The sequence below is a fragment of the Cystobacter fuscus genome, from assembly GCF_002305875.1.
GTDB classification, from domain to species: Bacteria; Myxococcota; Myxococcia; order Myxococcales; family Myxococcaceae; genus Cystobacter; species Cystobacter fuscus_A.
This window is the reverse complement of sequence record NZ_CP022098.1, coordinates 4,866,386-4,884,205: the sequence shown is the minus strand read 5'-3', so window position 1 is coordinate 4,884,205 and position 17,820 is coordinate 4,866,386. Positions and strand designations below refer to the sequence as shown.

The following is a 17,820-nucleotide window of genomic DNA, read 5'->3' as shown; positions in this document are numbered from 1 at the left end:
GACAACGTCGTTACAACGAGGAGTTCCGTCCATGTGGTTGCGCGGCAAGAAAAGAATGGCGGGTCTGGTGGTCGCTGGACTGCTCGCCGGCTGCAAGAGCACCGTGCCCCCCCCGGTCGACGAGCCCGATGTCCCGGGAGGGGATGAGCCCACCGAGGTGGATCCCACCCCATTCGTCAACCCCTTCATCGGCACCCAGAACTTCGGCAATACCTTTCCCGGCGCGAGTGCGCCCTTCGGAATGGTGCAGGTCAGCCCGGACACGGGTGGACAGGGCGGCTACGACTACCAGCAGGACTCCATCTACGGGTTCAGCCAGACGCACCTGTCCGGTGTCGGCTGCGGCGTCATGGGTGAATTGCCGATCATGCCCACGACCGGCGCCGTCGAGACCGTCGACGTCAACGGCTACAAGTCGAAGTACTCGCATGACGACGAGGAGGCCACGCCCGGGTACTACCGCGTCGGCCTCTCCCGCTACGGCATCAAGGCCGAGCTCACGGCCACCGAGCGGACCGGCTGGCTGCGCTTCACCTTCCCGGCCACGGCCGCCGCGAATGTCCTGTTCAACACCGGGAAGGCCAACCAGGCGGTTCAGGACTCGGAAATCCACGTCGTCGGGGATCGGACCCTCGAGGGCCGGATCAGGGCCGGCGGCTTCTGCGCCGGGCGTGACCAGCACACGGTGTACTTCACGGCCACGTTCGACCGGCCCTTCGCGTCCCACGGCTCCTGGCGCGGCTCCACCCCGACACCGGGCTCGCGGGACGCGGCCGGACCAGGAGGCAACGGGGCCTGGGTGACGTTCGACACGACCACGGATCTCGACGTCACGGTGAAGGTCGGGCTGTCCTATACCGGGCTCGACGGAGCCAGACGGAATCTCGCGAAGGAGACGGGCGAGTCATTCGACTTCGATGCCACACGGACCCGGCTGCATGACGCGTGGGTCGACAAGCTCGGGGCGATCAAGATCAGCGGGGGTTCCCGCGACCGGCAGGTCGCCTTCTACACCGCGCTGTACCATGCGCAGTTGCACCCGAACCTGGCCGGCGACGTGGACGGTCGGTACGTCGGTTTCGACAACCAGGTGCACACCGCGAGCGGCTACACGCCGTACCAGAACTTCTCGTTGTGGGACACGTACCGTCCCCAGAACCAGTTGCTGGAGTTGCTCGAACCCCAGGTCGCTCGGGACATCGCGCTGTCGATCCTCGCCATTGGCCGGGAAGGGGGCTGGCTGCCACGCTGGGCGCTCGCCAACAGCGAGACCAACATCATGACCGGGGATCCGGTCACGCCGTTCCTCGTCGAGGCCTGGGCCCGAGGGCTGCTCGAGGGCCATGAACAAGAGGCCTACGCGCTGCTGCGGAAGAACGCGCTCAGCACGCCCCCCTCCTCTTCGCCCTACAACGGACGTTCGGGTATCGAGTACTACAACACCCGCGGATACCTCCCGTCCGGTCTGAGCCTGGGCGTCGACTGCGCGCACAAGGGCGGTGACAACGACTGCGTGCACCCGGCATCGGCGACGCTCGAATATTCGGCGGCCGACGCGGCGCTCGCGTTGATGGCGCGGGGGCTCGGGCACGAGGACGATGCACGGCTGTTCGCCGAGCGTGGGCAGTGGTACCGCAACCTGTGGGACTCGTCCCTCGGCCAGTTCCGTCCACGCACGGTCGACGGCACGTGGATGACGCCGTACGACCCGGTGGCGGCCTCCCACCAGTTCCACGAGGGAGGGGCCTACCAATATCAGTGGCTGGTGCCACAGGATCCCGCCGGGCTGGTCGCACTCATGGGTGGTGAGCGCGCGACCGAACAGCGGTTGGATGCCTTCTTCGCCTACGACAAGCTGCTCGCCGATCCCACGGGAACCGCTCGCGGGGAATGGATCACCCAGCCCTACGACTACTACGGCAAGCCCACGTACAACCCGAACAACGAGCCCGACCTGCTCGCGCCCTACATGTACCTGTGGGCGGGAGCGCCCGCGAAGACGGCCACGGTGGTGCGCGCGGCGATGACGTTGTTCACCACGGGGCCGGACGGCATGACTGGCAACGACGACCTGGGCACGATGTCGGCGTGGTATGTGTTCTCCTCGCTCGGGCTGTACCCGACGATGAGTGGCGCGAACTTCCTCGCCCTCTCCAGCCCCCAGTTCGAGTCCGCCGTGGTCCGCATCGGGTCCTTCGGCACCCGCCAGGGCGGCACGCTGAAAGTCACGGCGCCCGGCGCCAGCGACACCCAGCGGTACATCCAGCGCGTGACGCTCGACGGGCAGGATGTCCCACGGACCTACCTGGAGTGGAACGAGCTCGTGCGGGGCGGCACCCTGGCGCATACGCTCGGCGGCGAGCCCTCGAGCTGGGGAACCGCGAGCACCGCGAGGCCACCGTCGGTCAATCAGGCCGAGGGGGACTCCCGCGGTCATGTCGACGCGTCCGTGCGGCCTTCCTCGGCTGTCATCGCGGCGAGCAACGAGGCACAGACGGTCGAGCTGGCCCTGGACGTGCTCGGCCAGGCGCCTGTCGGGTTGGACGTTTCCGTGACGCCGACCGTCCCGGCGGGCTGGTCCGCCACGGCGCCCTCGTTCCGGTTGTCGTCACAGCGTCTGCCCGTGCAGTGGACGGGGCCACTCACCATCACCGTGCCCGCGAACACTCCTTTGGGCGTGTATCCACTCCAGGTGGCCGTCTCGGCGGATGGCGCGAACACCGTGACCCGAAACGTGACCATCGAGGTACGGCCGGCGGGGGCCTGCATGCCCAGCATTCCCGAGCAATGCGCCGTGGATCTGGCGAACGATCGCAACCATGACGGCACCGCGACGGTCGCCCAATCGCGAGAGGGCAACTTCGACGGCCAGGGTTGGAGCTACGACGCGAACCTGCTCCCCGTGGCCGGAGCCATTACCTGGTCGGGCGTGACGTACTCGGCACCCGATCCGAGCGGGAGTGCGAACAACTTCGTGGAGGCTCGCGGTCAGGGAATCCTCCTTCCGCGGGGCAATTACCAGACGCTTCACCTGATCTCCGTGTCGCACAATGGTCCCGTGACGACGGCGATCACCGTCCGGTATTCGGATGGTAGCCAGACGGACATCCCGGTCACGGCGGGGGACTGGGCGGGAAGCACGCCGTCCGGCACCACCGTGTTGCTCGACATGCCTCATCGGATCAAGGCCGGGAGCGGCGTGGACGGGCCGCCGGTGCGGTTGTTCGGCCAGTCACTCGCACTCGACCCGGCGAAGCAGGTGCACTCCATGACCCTGCCGAACGACGCGCGGTTCGAGGTGTACGCCATCTCGCTCGGCGAATCCAAGTGAAGCACAGCGCACCCAATGGACTGGAGCATTGGGTGCGCAATCCATCCCCATCCATGTCGAAGGACGCGGTCCGCCCTACCCTGCCCTGGTGTTGTTCCTTCGGTCTCGACTCCGAGGAAGACACAGGAGTAACGTGTTCCCGGCCGTCCCCCGTAGAAGAACCCAGGAGCTTCCTCCATGCGTATCAAGTCCTTTCTCGCTGTCTCCATCGCGGGCCTCACCCTCGGCCTGATGGGCTGTGGCACCGAGGCCGTGGTGGTCCCGTCGTCCGAGCCCGCCGCCGTCTCGGAGCAGGCCCCCACCGGAGAGCAGGAGTCCTTGCAGAGCACGGCCCTGGTGGGCATCTGCCCGTTGAAGTGGACGTGCAATTTCCAGACCTTCTACAGCACGCAGACGCAGTGCACCACCGCATGTGGCGGCTCCGAGTGCTGGCGTGAGTACGCGTGTACGGGCGGCTGCGTCTGTCCTTGAGGCGTTGACGGGCGGAGCAGGACGCACCCCTGCTCCTCCTTCCCGGTCAAGGCGATTCCGGCCCACGGCACAGGTGGACGATACGACTTTCAAAGTGGGGCCGCTCGTGCGGCGCGAGCAGGTTCCGCACCGCGGCGAGCCGACGCAGGTCGATCGTGCTGCGCGCCACCAGCAGCGAAGTACCCGCTTGCCGGCAGACCACCTCGAAGCTCATCTCCAACTCGGCTGCCATGCACTCCACTATTTTCCGCCTGCTTCTCGAAGACGCGAACTCCCGCGAGGGAGTGGCGGCGCTGCAAGCGACCCAGCCCTGAGCCTTGCTCGTGAGGGTGAGCGGGACTCAGGTGGAAGCCGAGCCCCCTACCGATTTCACATGGTTCACCAGCCACTCGGCAAGCGTCTTCGGGGCCGCAGTGCCAGGCAGGCTTCCTATGTCAGAATGATTGAAGTCCCACTTGCCCCCCCGAGTACGCTTCGAGGGGACGAGTTCGAAGCGATCGGGCAGGTGCGTAATCATGAAGCAGAGGGCACGCTTCTCGAAATCCCGCCAGTTCTTCGCACCGGATGCCTTGATGATGATGGGCTCGTAGGTGTTGCGGTTGGGAGTGGGGATTCGCGGATTGCCACGCTCGATCGTGGCTTGAAGCGCGCCAGCCAACCCTGCCACGTCCGCCATCTCGACAGCACGGACTGGCTCGATATCCACGGAAACGTCATCCATCGTCCGCCCGACATCTGGGACGTAGAAGCGATTCTCAAAAAAATAGACCTGAATACTTTGTGCAGAAGCGCTCATCGAATCTCAATCACCTTCATCAGAATGCCACGGCTATTGGCATTTTGGATTGCTTGGTTGATGACCTGTTGCTGGGCTGGGCTCACTGCCCCCTTTGGGATGACGACTTCGAGGACGCGAGACTGAATTTGGCTCTGGCTGATGGTCTGGCCCATCCGAGAAGCTCCACGGAAGTTCGCGAGTTTGTTGACATACCCGTTGAGCAACGACGAGAGTCGAGATGGATTTTGATAGGTCGCGGCTCGCAAATTAATGGACTTGATGCTGGTTGCCACGCCTCTGGAGAACTTGTCGATGACAGGGAATCCGTAGGGCAGTTTTCCCCCGAGGTGTCCTTCGATCAGATATCCCCGGAGGGATTTTGGCAATCCCCAAGGCCGTAGAGCCCACCGCGGCAACCAGGAACCAATAGTGGAAGCCAGTTTGGTGCTGCCCACGCTCCGCACGATGCCGCGGCCGATGAAGCCCGCGAGCCGCCCCAGTATCCAACCTCCCGCCAGCGTGATGAGGGCCTTGGCTGCAGCACAGGCGATGCAAACGTTCGACCAGCCATTTTCCAATCCTTGGTGGAGCACGTCCGCCGCCATCATGGCGCCAGCCCCCAACCAGGGATTGACCGCGAACGCCGCACCAACGACAGCCCCCTCGAGCGCGGCGGCGGCGATCTCTAGCGGACTCTTGCCCTCACTTGCCGCCATGACACCACTGACGACGGCGCCAATGATAGCCCCCGCCGCGATCCAGGCCCATTGCCCGTACGGATCGATGCGGTTCCAGGGATCATTGTCGCAGTAGCTGTAGGCCGTCGCACCGTGCTTGAACCAGAAGGGGTCGCGCGAGAGATACGACTTGAGGATGGGGCTATAATACCGTCCCAGATTGTAATAGAGCCCGGTGCCCTCGTCCTCGTATTGGCCAGCAAGACGCCAGGGCTGGCGAATCTCTCCGACCTCGACACGTGCCTGGCCAAACGAGTCATAGCTTGCCTTCCAGACAAGCCGTGCCTCCTCGTCGAAAGCACAGATGACAGCGCCTCGCGTGTCCTGTTGCAGCCAGAACGTCCGTCCCGCCTCGTGGAAGGCGATGGGCGTGTTGCCACCCGGCAAGTAGAGATACTCCCGGCGGAGCGGAGGCTGTTCCGCGGAGGAGACAAGCTCCTCCCAGATCAACTGGAGCCCAGACCAGCCATAGCGCCAGGTGCGCTGCCCATCAGTCGCCTCGATCCGTCGACCGAGCGCATCGTACTTGAACCGCCACGACACGCCGTTGGCGCGGACCTCCTGGAGAGTGCCATCCAGCCCATGCTGGCATCCGAGGTCACCCTTCTTGCCAGGCACCCGGGTCGCTTGCCCCAGTGCGTCATAGGTGACCGGGTTTCTCCCGTGGATGACGACCTCGTCCATGAGGCCAATCTTCCGGAGCGTATCGCCGTCCCGAATGAGATTCCCATTGGCATCATGGCCATACCTGACGGAGCGCAGGACCGTGCCATTCTGGCCGACCGACTCGGCAAGCAACCTGCCGCCCCGGTCATATTCGAACGAGCGCTCGCTCCACGGCGTTTCGAACTCCCGCGAGAAGAGCGCTACCAGCCGATCACAGGTGTCGTAGAGATAGCGCTGCTCACCCAGGCTGTGGCCCGAGCAAGCTGTGACCCGGGCATGGGTCAGTCGCCGGCCACGCGCGTACTCTCGCTCTTCCTGGAGGGAGTCGCCGTAGCGCAAACGCTCGAGTCTTCCCGTGGACGTGTACTCGAAAGAGACCGTCTTTCCCCAGGCCCGGACGCACAGCAGCTTTCCATCAGCGTCGTATTCGTAATGGGTGGAGGGCCCAGGTTCCGCGAGCGAGGCGACCAGGCGGCCGGCCTCGTCGTACTGATGCTGGACTGTAGTATCTCCGGAGCGCTCGTATTCGAGACGGCCCGACGCGTCGTAGCCGTATTCGGTTCGGGCGTGTGGGTTGGAGATGGCCAGGAGGCGACCCAGCTCATCCGTCTCCAGACGCACGGTCGTGCCATCAGCCCAGCAGATCTCCCGGATATTCGCACGCTCATCCAGTCTCCGTAGGACGGGCTTCCCGTCCCTCCCGGTCATGACGGCTGTCCGCTCGATCGGATCGTACGAGAAAAACTCTTGCGAGCCGTCTGGATAGGAGATGGATGCGAGGTTGCTCTGATCGTCAAAGTCGAGAAGTGTCCGGCGCCCCAGCGGATCAATGGAGCACTGGAGTTGCCCCTTCGCATCGTAGCCATAGCGCCGAACCGCTCCCGACCGCTCCCGCCACTCCGTCACCCGGCCCCCCTCGGCGTACTCCCATTCCTCCTTTATTCCGTCAGGATGGAGGATGCTCTGGAGGCGATCCTGCTCGTCGTAGCTGAACTGGTAAGTGGAAACACCCACGTGGCTGGCGGAGATGAGCCGGTCACGAACGTCACGTCCAAGCTCGAAGCGTTCGCCATCCGGGAGCACGACCGTACGCAGTCTGCCTTTCGAATCGTTCTCGAGCCCATAGATTGAACCTGCCGGGGTCACCAGTTTCTGGGGGAGGAAGCCGGGTCCGAAGGAGATTCGTGTCTGGTGGTTCAGGGCATCGTGCCCAACGAGATCGCCAGTGGAGGATTCCCGCCAGACGGTGTGCCCTTGTTCACGAAGGAGCTTCAGGAGTCGCTCGGGAACGTGCTGATTCACGAGCGGCTGGAAGGCAACGACGTGGGACTCGCGCATGCGGAAGCGCTTGCCTACGGGCCAGGGGCTGACGGCCTTCAGGTATCCAGAGGACGGCCGCTGAAATCTCTGACCACCTTCTGCCTGGGAGAAAACCGAGAAGGCCGCGAATTGGCCAAAGAAGTCCTCCAATTCCCCGACGGTGCAAACCGGAAGGAACGCACGGAGGATACGCGGATCGTAGTACCGGAAGAGCCAGCGCTCACCCGCTGGCGAGTCGACTGTCAGGAACTTGCGAAGGTGACTGAAGACCTCGGCGAACGGGGCCTGGGCATGAACGAATATGCCCCACGGCCGGCCTGAAAGATCGCGGAGGATCCATCGCAACCGTTCTTCGTCCACCTGGACGAGGTAGGGAGCCTGTTCAGCGAAATTGTTGGCTGCCGAGCCCTTGTACAAGCAACAGGCCCGATCGATGCCCAGGGAAGACACCTGCGCAAGCACTTCCGGACTGCCACAGGAATCGAGCACGGCGAAGAGCGAGCCTCGCCGGCTTTCCCTGAGGAGCTCATCATCACCAATCGCCGAGGCATTGAGCCACGACGCGGAGCTCACCGGTGGAGTTGGCATATTCGCTCTCCCAGAGACCTGTTGGGCGAAATAGAAGACCGGAGGACATCACTCGGCCATGTCGATGCTAACGAAGGGAGCGGCGTTGTCGCGAGCCGCGCTCATCGCGCTGTATGACTCATCGCCAATGAATACTGTCGCCGCTCCCGAGACGATCTTGCCGCCATGGCACAAGGTATCTCCCAGGCGCGCCGCCTTCTGGTTACCGATGATAACGGTAGAGGCACCCGAGCCCGTCTTGGCCTCGGCCCCGACGCCCGTACACAACGCCGGATCACCTACTCGGGCAGCGGGGCGACTCTCGATGAGTACAGTGTTCTCACCCGAAGTGATGGGACCCCCCACGTGTGGAGTGGGTCCTGGATTCACCAAGGGACAGGATTGGATGTCTCCGACTCGCGCGGCTGGTGGCACGTCTCTCTTCCTCCCATACTCCGCAAGAAAATATCTCGTTTCTCCTGCGTCCTGCGGAAAATCGAACCCGTCTCTCTCCCTGTCCCACTGCCTCTGCAGACCTTGTAGACGGGCTTGCGCTTCTCGGCAAAGACGCATAGAGCGAACAGGTGGCCTGTTGAGGGCGAGAGTTGGGGCAGAGGGACCGAGGAGGATCGCGAGCTGGTGCCGCCCGGGCTGTACGCCGGGCCGAAGGAGAGACCGTGCAGCCCCTTGGGGTACACGCCCGCCCAGGCGGCCCACCCAGGCGGGAGGCAGCAGGGGCGTGGGCGTCTACTGCTTGCCACATTCCAGTTACCTGGCGAAATCCCGCTCCACGTACCGAGGCAGGCAGCGCCCCAACTGAATCCCATCGGAGAGCCGTGTAGTACCGGGCACTCCGGCGATCCCGCCCACCACGAGACCCGGAGGGCGGTGAAGAATCCAGGCACCTCCCCTCGACTCCGGATCCGTCCATGATCGACTCACCCCCTCGCCGCGCGCGGCTCGTCTTCGTGTTCCTCCTCTGTCTGTCCTTTTCGGCCCAGGCGGCGGAAGTGACGTCTCCGGAGTCCTTCCTCGCCAGGCACAACACGGAAGCGGCGCGGATGAATCAGACGGCCATGACGGTGCTGCTCGGCTGGGCCGCGCTCAACATCGCCACCGGCACGGCGGGACACTTCGCCACCCAGGGGGAGACGCAGGCCTTCTGGCAGGCCAACGCGGCCTGGAACGTGGTGAACCTGGCCATCGCGGGCTTGAGTCTCCACGGGCAGGCCACGGCCTCTCCGGGGTCCTGGGACCTGGCGCGCAGCCTCTCCGAGGGACAGAAGATGGAGAAGCTCCTGCTGCTCAACGCCGGATTGGACGTGGGCTACATCGCCTTCGGGGGCCTGCTGCTGGAACGGGGGTATCGCACGGACTCGGCGCGGCTGCGGGGATGGGGCAAGAGCCTGCTGCTGCAAGGCGGCTTCCTGCTGCTCTTCGACACCGTGCTGTGGGTGCTCAACTCGAACATCAACTCGAGGCTCACCGCCCGGCTGGTTCCCGCCCCCAATGGGGTCGGCCTCGTCTTGAGATGGCCATAGGGCGCAACAGCAGCGAGGCTACTTCTTCGCGCCCTCGGGCTTGTGCGCCTGTATCCGCTCACCCGTGGCGAAGAACACGCCGCCAGCCAGGTGGTGGATGGGGCGGTACTCCTCTCCGGCGCTGAAGTCCCACCCACCCTCCTTCCACACCGAGTCCTCGACCCAGGCCGCGACGACCTCGGCGAGGAACAGGTCGTACTTGCGCTGGACGTCCGACTCGGGCAGCACGCGGCACTCCAACCACCCCACGCAGCCCTCCACGAGCGGCGCTTGCACGCGTGAGGCGGGAGCCGCCCTCAGCCCCGACAACGCCCACTTGTCCTCGTCGCGCCCGGAGTCCGAGCCCACGGCGTACACCGCGTCCAGCTGTGCGCGCGTGGGGACGCACAGGGTGAGCTCACCCGAGGCATCCACCAGCTCGCGCGTGAAGGTGCCCTCCCCGATGACGACGGCGACCTTGGGCGGCACCAGGTCGACGGGCATGGCCCAGGCGGCGGCCATGACGTTGGTGCGGCCATGCGCGGCGCTCGTGACGAGCGTGGTGGGTCCGTGGTTGAGCAGCTTGTAGGCGCGGCGGAGATCGAGCGGGACTCTCATGGTCCGAGCACTCTAGCCGCGATGCATGGCATCCACGACCCGGCTCGACGCGCTCGTTGGAACATCACGAGCGCGTCGCAGTCGCCCTTGTCGACTCGAGTGAGCCCCCAATGCGTCGGGGGCCCGGAGTTCCCTACTGCCCGAGAACGACGCGGAAGATCTTCTCGTTGCTGTTGTCGGGGATGCTGTCCTTGTCGCCCTGGTTGGTGGTGGTCAACCACAGGTTGCCGTCGGGGGTCGGCTCGACGGTGCGCAACCGGCCGTAGGTGCCGACGAAGAACTGCTGCACGTTGGTCAAGCTGGAGCCGCTGATGACCTCGCGGTAGAGGCGTGAGCCGCGGGCGCAGGCCACGTAGAGGACGTCGCGGACCACCGCGATGCCGGAGCAGGAGCCGTCCGCCGTGGAGTACGTCTGCTTCGGAGCGATGTACCCGGCCGTCGCGCAGCCCGAACCGCCCTGGGACACCGTCCCTTCACAGTCCGGCCAGCCGTAGTTCCCGCCCTTCTGGATGAGGTTGGTCTCGTCCATCACGGAGTTGCCGAACTCCTGTTCCCACAGGCGGCCCTGGGAATCGAAGGCCAGCCCCTGCGGGTTGCGGTGGCCGTAGCTCCACACGTAGTTGCCGAAGGGGTTGTCGGACGGGACGCCGCCGTCGGGATTGAGCCGCAACACCTTGCCGGCCAGGTTGTTGATGTCCTGCGCGTAGGAGCCGTTCTGGGCATCCCCGGTCGACGCGTAGAGCTTCCCGTCCGGTCCAAAGCGCAGGCGCCCGCCGTTGTGGAACTTGTTGCGACCGATGCCCTGGATCAGCACCTGGAGCGAGGCGGTGTCGAGGGCCCCGTTCTCGTACCGCAGACGCACGATGCGGTTGTCGGTCGGAGAGGTGTGCATCACGTACAGCCAGTGGTCGCTGGAGAAGGTGGGAGAGAGGGCCAACCCCATCAGCCCGCCCTCGCCGTCCGTGCTCTGCACGTTGGGGATGGTTCCCACCGACGTCTTCTGGCCTGTCGCCGGGTCCAGGCGAACGATGTTCTGCGCGTCCCTGCGGCCGTAGAGCACCGAGCCGTCCGGCAGGTTCACCAGGCCCCACGGGATGTCCGTGTCGGTGGCGACCTGGATGACGGAGCAGACGGCGTTCGCGCAGGCCTGGCCGGTGGTGACCGTCACGGCCGGACTCTGGGCCGACGCATTGCCCTGGGCGTCACGGGCGAGCACGGCGTAGGTGTAGGCCGTGTTCGGGGAGAGGCCACTGTCGACGAAAGTCGTCCCGGGCGGCGAGCCGGACACCGTTCCGATCTTCACGCCCCCTCGGAACACGTCGTACGCGCTCACGCCCAGGTTGTCGGTCGACGCGCTCCAGCTCACGGTCACACTGGTGCCCAAAGCAGTGGCGGTGACGCCAGTCGGGACGCTGGGGGCCTGGGTGTCCACCTGGCACGGCGGCGGGGTGATGGAGAGCGAGGCGCTGCCTTGAGAGACGTTGCCCGCCGCATCCCGCGCGTTCACGTACAGACCCCAGGTGGCGCCAGGGACCACGGTCAGAACGGTCGACACCGTGGCGCCGGAGACGCTCTTCATGAGCTGGCCGTCGTGGTAGACGTCGTAGAAGGCGACTCCCTCGTTGTCCGTGGACGGAGACCACGAGAGCGTGGCCGAGTTGCACGTCACGTTGGACAGGATGAGCCCGGTGGGCACGGTGGGCGACTGGGTGTCGGGCGGCAGCGACCACTGCTGGTTCGTCTGGGCGTTGCAATTCCAGAGGATCACCGGCGAGCTGTTGGTGGTGGCCTGGTCGGAGACGTCGAGGCACAGCGAGGACGGCGTATGGATCACCGCGCCGTTGGCGTTGCGGACCCACCGCTGGTTCGCCGCCCCGGTGCAGGCGCCGATGACCGCCCGTGCCCCAGCGCCGGCGGTCGCGGGCTGGACGCACCAGGCGCCGTCGAACACGCGCAGTTCGCCCTCGGGCGTGAACAGGAACCGCTGGTTCGCCTGCCCGTGGCAGTCATAGATGTTGAGCCCTTGCCCCGGCGTCTGGCTGTTCTGGGCCACGTCGAGGCAACGGCCGGATTGCACGCTGATGAGCCGGGTGCCCGCCGTGAGCGCGGCGGTTCGCGTTTGGAGTTCGGGGTCGTTCTCCGGCTTCACGCCACAGGCAACGACGGTGGCGAAGACTACGGCCAGTCCGGTACGACGAACGACGACGGGCAGGTGACGAAGGTTCATTGAGATGGGACGCTCCTTTGCGGCCGCCTCCTTCCCGGTCTTCGGGGTTGGATTCAAGTGATCTTTGTGGGTCCGCATCGCCAGGTGTTGAACCCCGAGCAACAGGTGCCCACAGGCCCACGGCCCCGCGCACAGCCCGGGTAGCACCCGTTCGCTGCCCTCCTCGGTTAGATTGCCGCGCTGGCTCTGGAAAGAGCGACAGGGAGAACCCAACGATGGTCACGTCCATGCCCGGTTATCGGGTGACGGAGCAACTCCACGACGGACAAGGCTCCACCGTCTACCGGGGGGTACGGAATTCGGACGGACTGGCGGTGGTACTCAAGGAACTCAAGCCCGCCTATCCTTCTCCGGAGAAGATTGCCTGGTTCAAGCGCGAATACGACGTGCTTCGCGCGCTGGATACCACTGGAGTGGTGAAGGCCCACGAACTGGGGACCAGCCAGTACCGCTGGGTGATGGTGCTGGAGGACTTCGGAGGTCAGTCGCTCGACCGCATCCTGCGGCGGCACCGGTTGTCGCTGGAGGAAGTGCTCACGCTGGCGATCAAACTCGTGAGCGCGCTGGGCCAGGTTCACCAGCGAGGCTTGATCCACAAGAGCATCAACCCCGGCAACATCGTCTGGAACCCGGAGCGCGACGAACTCAAGCTCATCGACTTCGGGATCGCGACGGAGCTTCCGCAGCAGAGCACTCCGCCGAGAACTCCAGACGTCATCGAGGGCGTGCTCTCGTACATCTCGCCCGAGCAGACCGGGCGGATGAATCGGGCCATCGACTTCCGCTCGGACTTCTACTCGCTCGGCGTGACGCTCTACGAGCTGCTCACCGGCCAGCTGCCCTTCCAGGCCACGGAGCCCCTGGAGCTCGTCTACTGCCACATCGCCCGGCAACCCACCCCACCCCATCAACTCGACCCGGCCATCCCCAAGCCCATCTCGAAGCTGGTCATGAAGCTGATGGCCAAGACGGCCGAGTCCCGCTACCAGAACGCCCATGGCATCAAGGCCGACCTGCAAGAGTGCCTGAACCAGCTTCGGGCGCGTGGGACCGTGGAGGACTTTCTCCTCGGGCGGCATGACACACTCGAGCGGTTCCAGCTTCCGCAGAAGCTCTATGGACGAGAGAAGGAGCTGGAGCGGCTGCTCGCCAGCTTCGACCGGGTAGCGGCGGCCCAGGGGAGCGCCGAGCTGATGCTGGTGACGGGCCACCCTGGAATCGGCAAATCGATGCTGGTGCGGGAGCTCTACAAGCCGCTCACCGCTCGGCGGGGTTACTTCATCTCGGGAAAGTTCGAGCAGTTCCAGCGGAGCACACCGTACTCCGCCGTGGCGAGCGCCTTCCGGTCGCTGGTGAAACAACTGCTCGTTGAGAGCGAGTCCCAGGTCAATCAGTGGCGGGAACGGCTGCTGAGCGCGCTCGGCCCCAATGGGCGCGTCCTCATCGAGGTCATCCCCGAGGTGGAGCTCATCATCGGCGAACAGCCTGCCGTCGCGCAGCTCGGACCGACCGAGGCACAGAACCGCTTCAACCTGGTCTTCCAGAGCGCCATGCGGGTGTTCGCCCAACCTCAACACCCGCTCGCCCTCTTCATCGACGACCTCCAATGGGCGGACTCCGCCAGCTTGAAACTCATCGAGCTGGTGATGCGTGACGATGAGCTCCGCCACTTCTTCCTCATCGGCGCGTACCGGGACAACGAGGTGGGCCCTGCCCATCCGCTGACGATGCTCCTCGATTCGCTCCGCGAGGGCGGCGCCGTTCTCGAGGAGCTGCACCTCGGTCCGTTGAGCCTGGACCAGACCACGGAGCTGATCGCCGACGCGGTGGGACAGACTTCCGAGGCGCTCGGGCCGCTGGCGGAGCTCGTCCACCGCAAGACCGAAGGCACTCCCCTGTTCGTCAACGAGCTTCTCAAGCGGGTGCATCAGGATGGACTGCTCACCTTCGACGCGCAGGAGGGACGCTGGCGCTGGGACATCGCCCGCATCGAGGAGAAAGGCATTACCGACAACGTCGTGGAGCTGATGGTCGGAAACCTGAAGCGGCTGTCGATGCAGACGCAACAGGCCCTGAAGCTCGCGGCGTGTCTTGGACACACCTTCGATCTGCGCACGCTGGCCACCATCGTGGAGCAATCGCTCGCGGAGACGGCGGCGCGGCTCACACCGGCCCTCCAGGCGGGGTTCCTTCTCACGGCATCGGAGCCGGAGGTGAGGACCGAGGAGAAGGGGGGCGAGGACTCGCTGCTGGTCCACGACTACAAGTTCGTGCACGATCGAGTGCAGCAGGCGGCATATGCGCTCATCGGCGAGAATGAGCGCCAGGCCGCCCATCTGCGGATCAGCCGGTTGATGCTCGCGAACGCGACGGAGCAGGAGCGTAGCGAGCGGGTCTTCGAGCTCGTGCGTCAGTCGAACCTCGGGCGCGCGTTGATGACGGATGAAGCGGAACGGCTCGCGCTGGTGCGGATGAACATGGAGGCCGCGAAGAGGGCCCGGTCCTCAATGGCCTACGCCGCGGCGCGGGAGTACCTCACCGTGGCGATGGAGCCGCTCACCGAACGGAGCTGGGAGGAGCACTACGAGGAGACCATTCACCTGCACCGGGAGCTCGGCGAACTCGAGCGGTTGAATGGCAATCATGATAAATCCGAACCGCTCCTCCGGCGAGCGTTGGAACGCGCACGGACGCCAATCGAGAAGGCCCACATCCACCAGATGCTGGTAATCCAGTACGCGATGTTGGCCAGGCACCAAGAGGCCCTCAAGGAAGCCCGGAATGGTCTCGCGCTCCTGGGCATCGAGCTCCCAGAGGGTGACGCGACGGCGGCCATGCAGGCGGAGTTCGCCGAGGTCCAGAAGAACCTGGGGGGCCGTGACCCCTCCTCGCTGTTACACCTGCCTCCCATGTCTGATCCCCATGCCAGATGCATGACGAGGCTCCTGGGCACCGCTCTGGCCACCGCGTACCTTCTGGATCAGACGCTGTATACGCTGCTCCTCCTCAAGTCGATGAACCTGCAGCTCCGGTACGGACCGCACACGGAGTCCTTGGACGTATTCGCCAGCTATGGGTTCATTCTCGATGTCATGACGGGCCAGTACCGCTCCGGCTACCAGTTCGGATTGCTGGGGCTGAAGCTGAGCGAGCGATTCAACAATCCCGCGAGCCAGTGCAGGGTGAGCTTCCTCATCGCGAACAACCTGGCCCCCTGGGTGGAGCATCTCCGAACCGCTTATGCCTTGCACGACGTCAGTTACCGGGCAGGGCTCGAATCGGGTGAGTTGAGGTACGCGGGGTTCTCCCTCATCTCCAGAATACTCTACCAACTCCAGGAGGGCAGGCTGCTCTCCCAGGTACGAGCAGACCAGCAACAGTTCCTTCTGTTCAATGAGAAGATCAAGAACCAGTTCAGTGTGGACTGCCTGCAGGGAACAAAGCTCATCGTCGCCAACCTGAGCGGGATGACGGCTGGGCGACTGGACTTCAGCATGGAAGGCCTGACCGAGGAAGAGTTCCTCACTCAATGCCAGGCGAACAAAAGCGCTCCGGCCAGCTGCTTCTTCTACGTCTTCAAGACGATGGTTCTTTGTCACTATGGCGAGACATCCGCCGCCCTCGAAGCGTCGAGGAACGCGGAGAAACTCATCCGCGCCATCGCCAACAACGCAGTGGTGGCCCAACACATCTTCTACACCTCACTCAGCCTCGCCGCGGACTACCTGAAGCAGTCCGAGGACGAGCGTCAGAAGTCCTGGGCACGGCTCGAGGCCCATCAGAAACAGATGAAGCAGTGGGCGGAGAGCTGTCCCGCGAACTTCGCACACATGCACGCCCTGGTGGCCGCGGAGCAGGCCCAGCTCTCCGGAAAGGACGCCGAGGCGGTGGGCCTGTACGAGCAGGCCATCGCGCTGGCCAACAAGCACGGCTTCCCCCACCAGGAAGCACTGGCGAATGAGCTGGCCGCGCGGTTCTTCCAGAAACGAGGCCAGGAGCAGCGCGCTCGCGAACTCCTGGACGCCGCCTATTACGGCTACCGGTTGTGGGGAGCCGAGCACAAGGTGAAGGACCTGGCCGCGAAGTACCCGCATCTGCGCGAGGACACGGAGGAGGCCAGACCCAGCGCGGCTCCTTCCGGCAACACGAGACCCGGGGCTGCCGGTGCGCTCGATCTCATCAGCCTCGTCAAGGCGTGTCAGGCCATCTCCAGTGAGATCGTGCTCGACAAGCTCCTTTCCAAGCTGATGGGCATTGTCATCGAGAACGCCGGAGCAGAGCGTGGCATCCTCCTCCTCGCGAGGGACGGACGGCTGACGGTTCACGTGGATGAGGGCCAGGATGCGCGGAATGCGTCCGGGGCCCAGGCGCTCCCCATGGCGGCCGACAGCTACCCGTCCATCGCGCAAGGCCTCATCAACTACGTCGCTCGGACGAAGGAGAGCGTCATCCTCAACGACGCCCTCCACGAGGGAGACTTCACGCGAGACCCCTACGTCACCCGTCGAGAACCCCGCTCCATCCTGGGCACTCCCCTCATCACCCAGGGGCAACTGGTGGGCATCCTGTACCTGGAGAACAACCTCACCACCGGCGCGTTCACCCAGGAGCGGCTCGAGTTCCTGCGCCTGCTGTCGCACCAGATCGCCATCTCCATCCAGAACGCGCTGCTCTACGACGACATGGAGAAGAAGGTGGAGAAACGGACCGAGGAGCTGCGGGCCAGGAACACGGACCTGCAGTCCGCGCTCCAGCACCTCCGGGAGACGCAGCTCCAGCTCGTCCAGGCAGAGAAGATGGCCTCGCTGGGGCAACTGGCCGCCGGCATCGCGCACGAAATCAAGAACCCTCTCAACTTCATCAACAACTTCGCCGAGCTCAACGTCGAGCTCATCCGGGAGCTGTTCGATGAGCTGAAGAACAACCCCTCGTTCTCCCCGCGCGACATCGAGAGCATGCTCGCGGATGTGAAGACCAATGGAGAGCGGATCCTCGAGCACGGAAAACGAGCCGACGACATCATCCGCAGCATGATGCAGCACGCGAGCGGGGCCTCCGGCGAGCGCCAGACCACCGGCGTCAACGCGTTGGTGGACGAGTACGTCAAGCTGGCGCAACATGGCCTGAAGGGGCTGGAGGAGCAAGGCGGGGTGGTACTCGAGCGGGCCTACGACGGGGCGGCCGGCAAAGCCGAGTTGGTGCCGCAGGACATCGGGCGTGTCCTCGTCAACCTGCTCAACAACGCCTTCTATGCCGTTCGAGAGCGGCAACTCTCCGTGCCCCGGGGACAGTACATCCCCAGGGTCACCGTCCGCACACGCAGGCAGGGCCAGAACGTGGAGATCCTGGTCGAGGACAACGGCGTGGGTGTCCCGGCCGCGTTGAAGAGCAGGGTCTTCGAGCCCTTCTTCACGACGAAGCCCCCCGGTGTCGGAACGGGGCTGGGCCTGTCCTTGAGCTACGAAATCGTGGTGCAGGGGCACCGTGGGATGCTCAGTGTCGATGGGCAGGAGGGCCAGGGGGCGACCTTCATCATCTCCCTGCCGTCGACCATCGGATGAGCAGACGCGGCAGCCGCGGGCCTT

10 protein-coding genes are annotated in these 17,820 nt (G+C 64.9%); 4 read left to right on the top strand and 6 right to left on the bottom strand.

Features of this window, described 5'->3' with window-relative positions:
- Positions 1 to 31: 31 nt before the first annotated feature.
- Together CYFUS_RS20060 and CYFUS_RS20055 are read left to right on the top strand one after the other, a co-directional pair.
- Positions 32 to 3,331 carry a GH92 family glycosyl hydrolase gene (locus CYFUS_RS20060; protein ID WP_095986687.1) on the top strand — a complete coding sequence of 1,100 codons (3,300 nt, stop codon included), beginning with the start codon at positions 32 to 34 and terminating at the stop codon, positions 3,329 to 3,331.
- 177 nt (positions 3,332 to 3,508) lie between these two features.
- Positions 3,509 to 3,802, top strand: coding sequence for a hypothetical protein (locus CYFUS_RS20055; RefSeq protein WP_095986686.1), 294 nt, complete (start codon positions 3,509 to 3,511; stop codon positions 3,800 to 3,802).
- A 46-nt stretch (positions 3,803 to 3,848) separates the two neighbouring features.
- On the opposite strand, the gene CYFUS_RS20050 is transcribed toward CYFUS_RS20055, so the two are convergent.
- From CYFUS_RS20050 to CYFUS_RS20035, 4 genes are all read right to left on the bottom strand, one after another.
- Positions 3,849 to 4,034 carry a hypothetical protein gene (locus CYFUS_RS20050; protein ID WP_095986685.1) on the bottom strand — a complete coding sequence of 62 codons (186 nt, stop codon included), beginning with the start codon at positions 4,032 to 4,034 and terminating at the stop codon, positions 3,849 to 3,851.
- A 108-nt stretch (positions 4,035 to 4,142) separates the two neighbouring features.
- Positions 4,143 to 4,598 carry a hypothetical protein gene (locus CYFUS_RS20045; RefSeq protein ID WP_095986684.1) on the bottom strand — a complete coding sequence of 152 codons (456 nt, stop codon included), beginning with the start codon at positions 4,596 to 4,598 and terminating at the stop codon, positions 4,143 to 4,145.
- Complete coding sequence (locus CYFUS_RS20040; protein WP_095986683.1) at positions 4,595 to 7,891, bottom strand: DUF4123 domain-containing protein; 3,297 nt, start codon at positions 7,889 to 7,891, stop codon at positions 4,595 to 4,597. The genes CYFUS_RS20045 and CYFUS_RS20040 overlap by 4 nt, the downstream gene beginning before the upstream one ends.
- Before the next feature lie 48 nt (positions 7,892 to 7,939).
- On the bottom strand, positions 7,940 to 8,443 hold the full coding sequence (locus CYFUS_RS20035; RefSeq protein WP_095986682.1) for a PAAR domain-containing protein: 504 nt from the start codon (positions 8,441 to 8,443) through the stop codon (positions 7,940 to 7,942).
- 356 nt (positions 8,444 to 8,799) lie between these two features.
- On the opposite strand from CYFUS_RS20035, the gene CYFUS_RS20030 reads away from it, so the two are divergent.
- Positions 8,800 to 9,411 (top strand): DUF6992 family protein, encoded by a 612-nt coding sequence (locus CYFUS_RS20030; RefSeq protein WP_095986681.1) that lies wholly within the window; start codon positions 8,800 to 8,802, stop codon positions 9,409 to 9,411.
- A gap of 18 nt (positions 9,412 to 9,429) precedes the next feature.
- On the opposite strand, the gene CYFUS_RS20025 is transcribed toward CYFUS_RS20030, so the two are convergent.
- On the bottom strand, positions 9,430 to 10,008 hold the full coding sequence (locus CYFUS_RS20025) for a flavin reductase family protein (protein ID WP_095986680.1): 579 nt from the start codon (positions 10,006 to 10,008) through the stop codon (positions 9,430 to 9,432).
- Positions 10,009 to 10,141: 133 nt separating this feature from the next.
- A complete protein-coding gene (locus CYFUS_RS20020; protein WP_095986679.1) occupies positions 10,142 to 12,235 on the bottom strand; it encodes a PQQ-dependent sugar dehydrogenase in 2,094 nt (697 codons plus the stop codon).
- A gap of 215 nt (positions 12,236 to 12,450) precedes the next feature.
- Here CYFUS_RS20020 and CYFUS_RS20015 point away from each other — a divergent pair, with 215 nt between their 5' ends.
- Positions 12,451 to 17,796, top strand: a complete 5,346-nt coding sequence (locus CYFUS_RS20015; protein ID WP_095986678.1) for a trifunctional serine/threonine-protein kinase/ATP-binding protein/sensor histidine kinase — start codon at positions 12,451 to 12,453, stop codon at positions 17,794 to 17,796.
- Positions 17,797 to 17,820 lie beyond the last annotated feature (24 nt).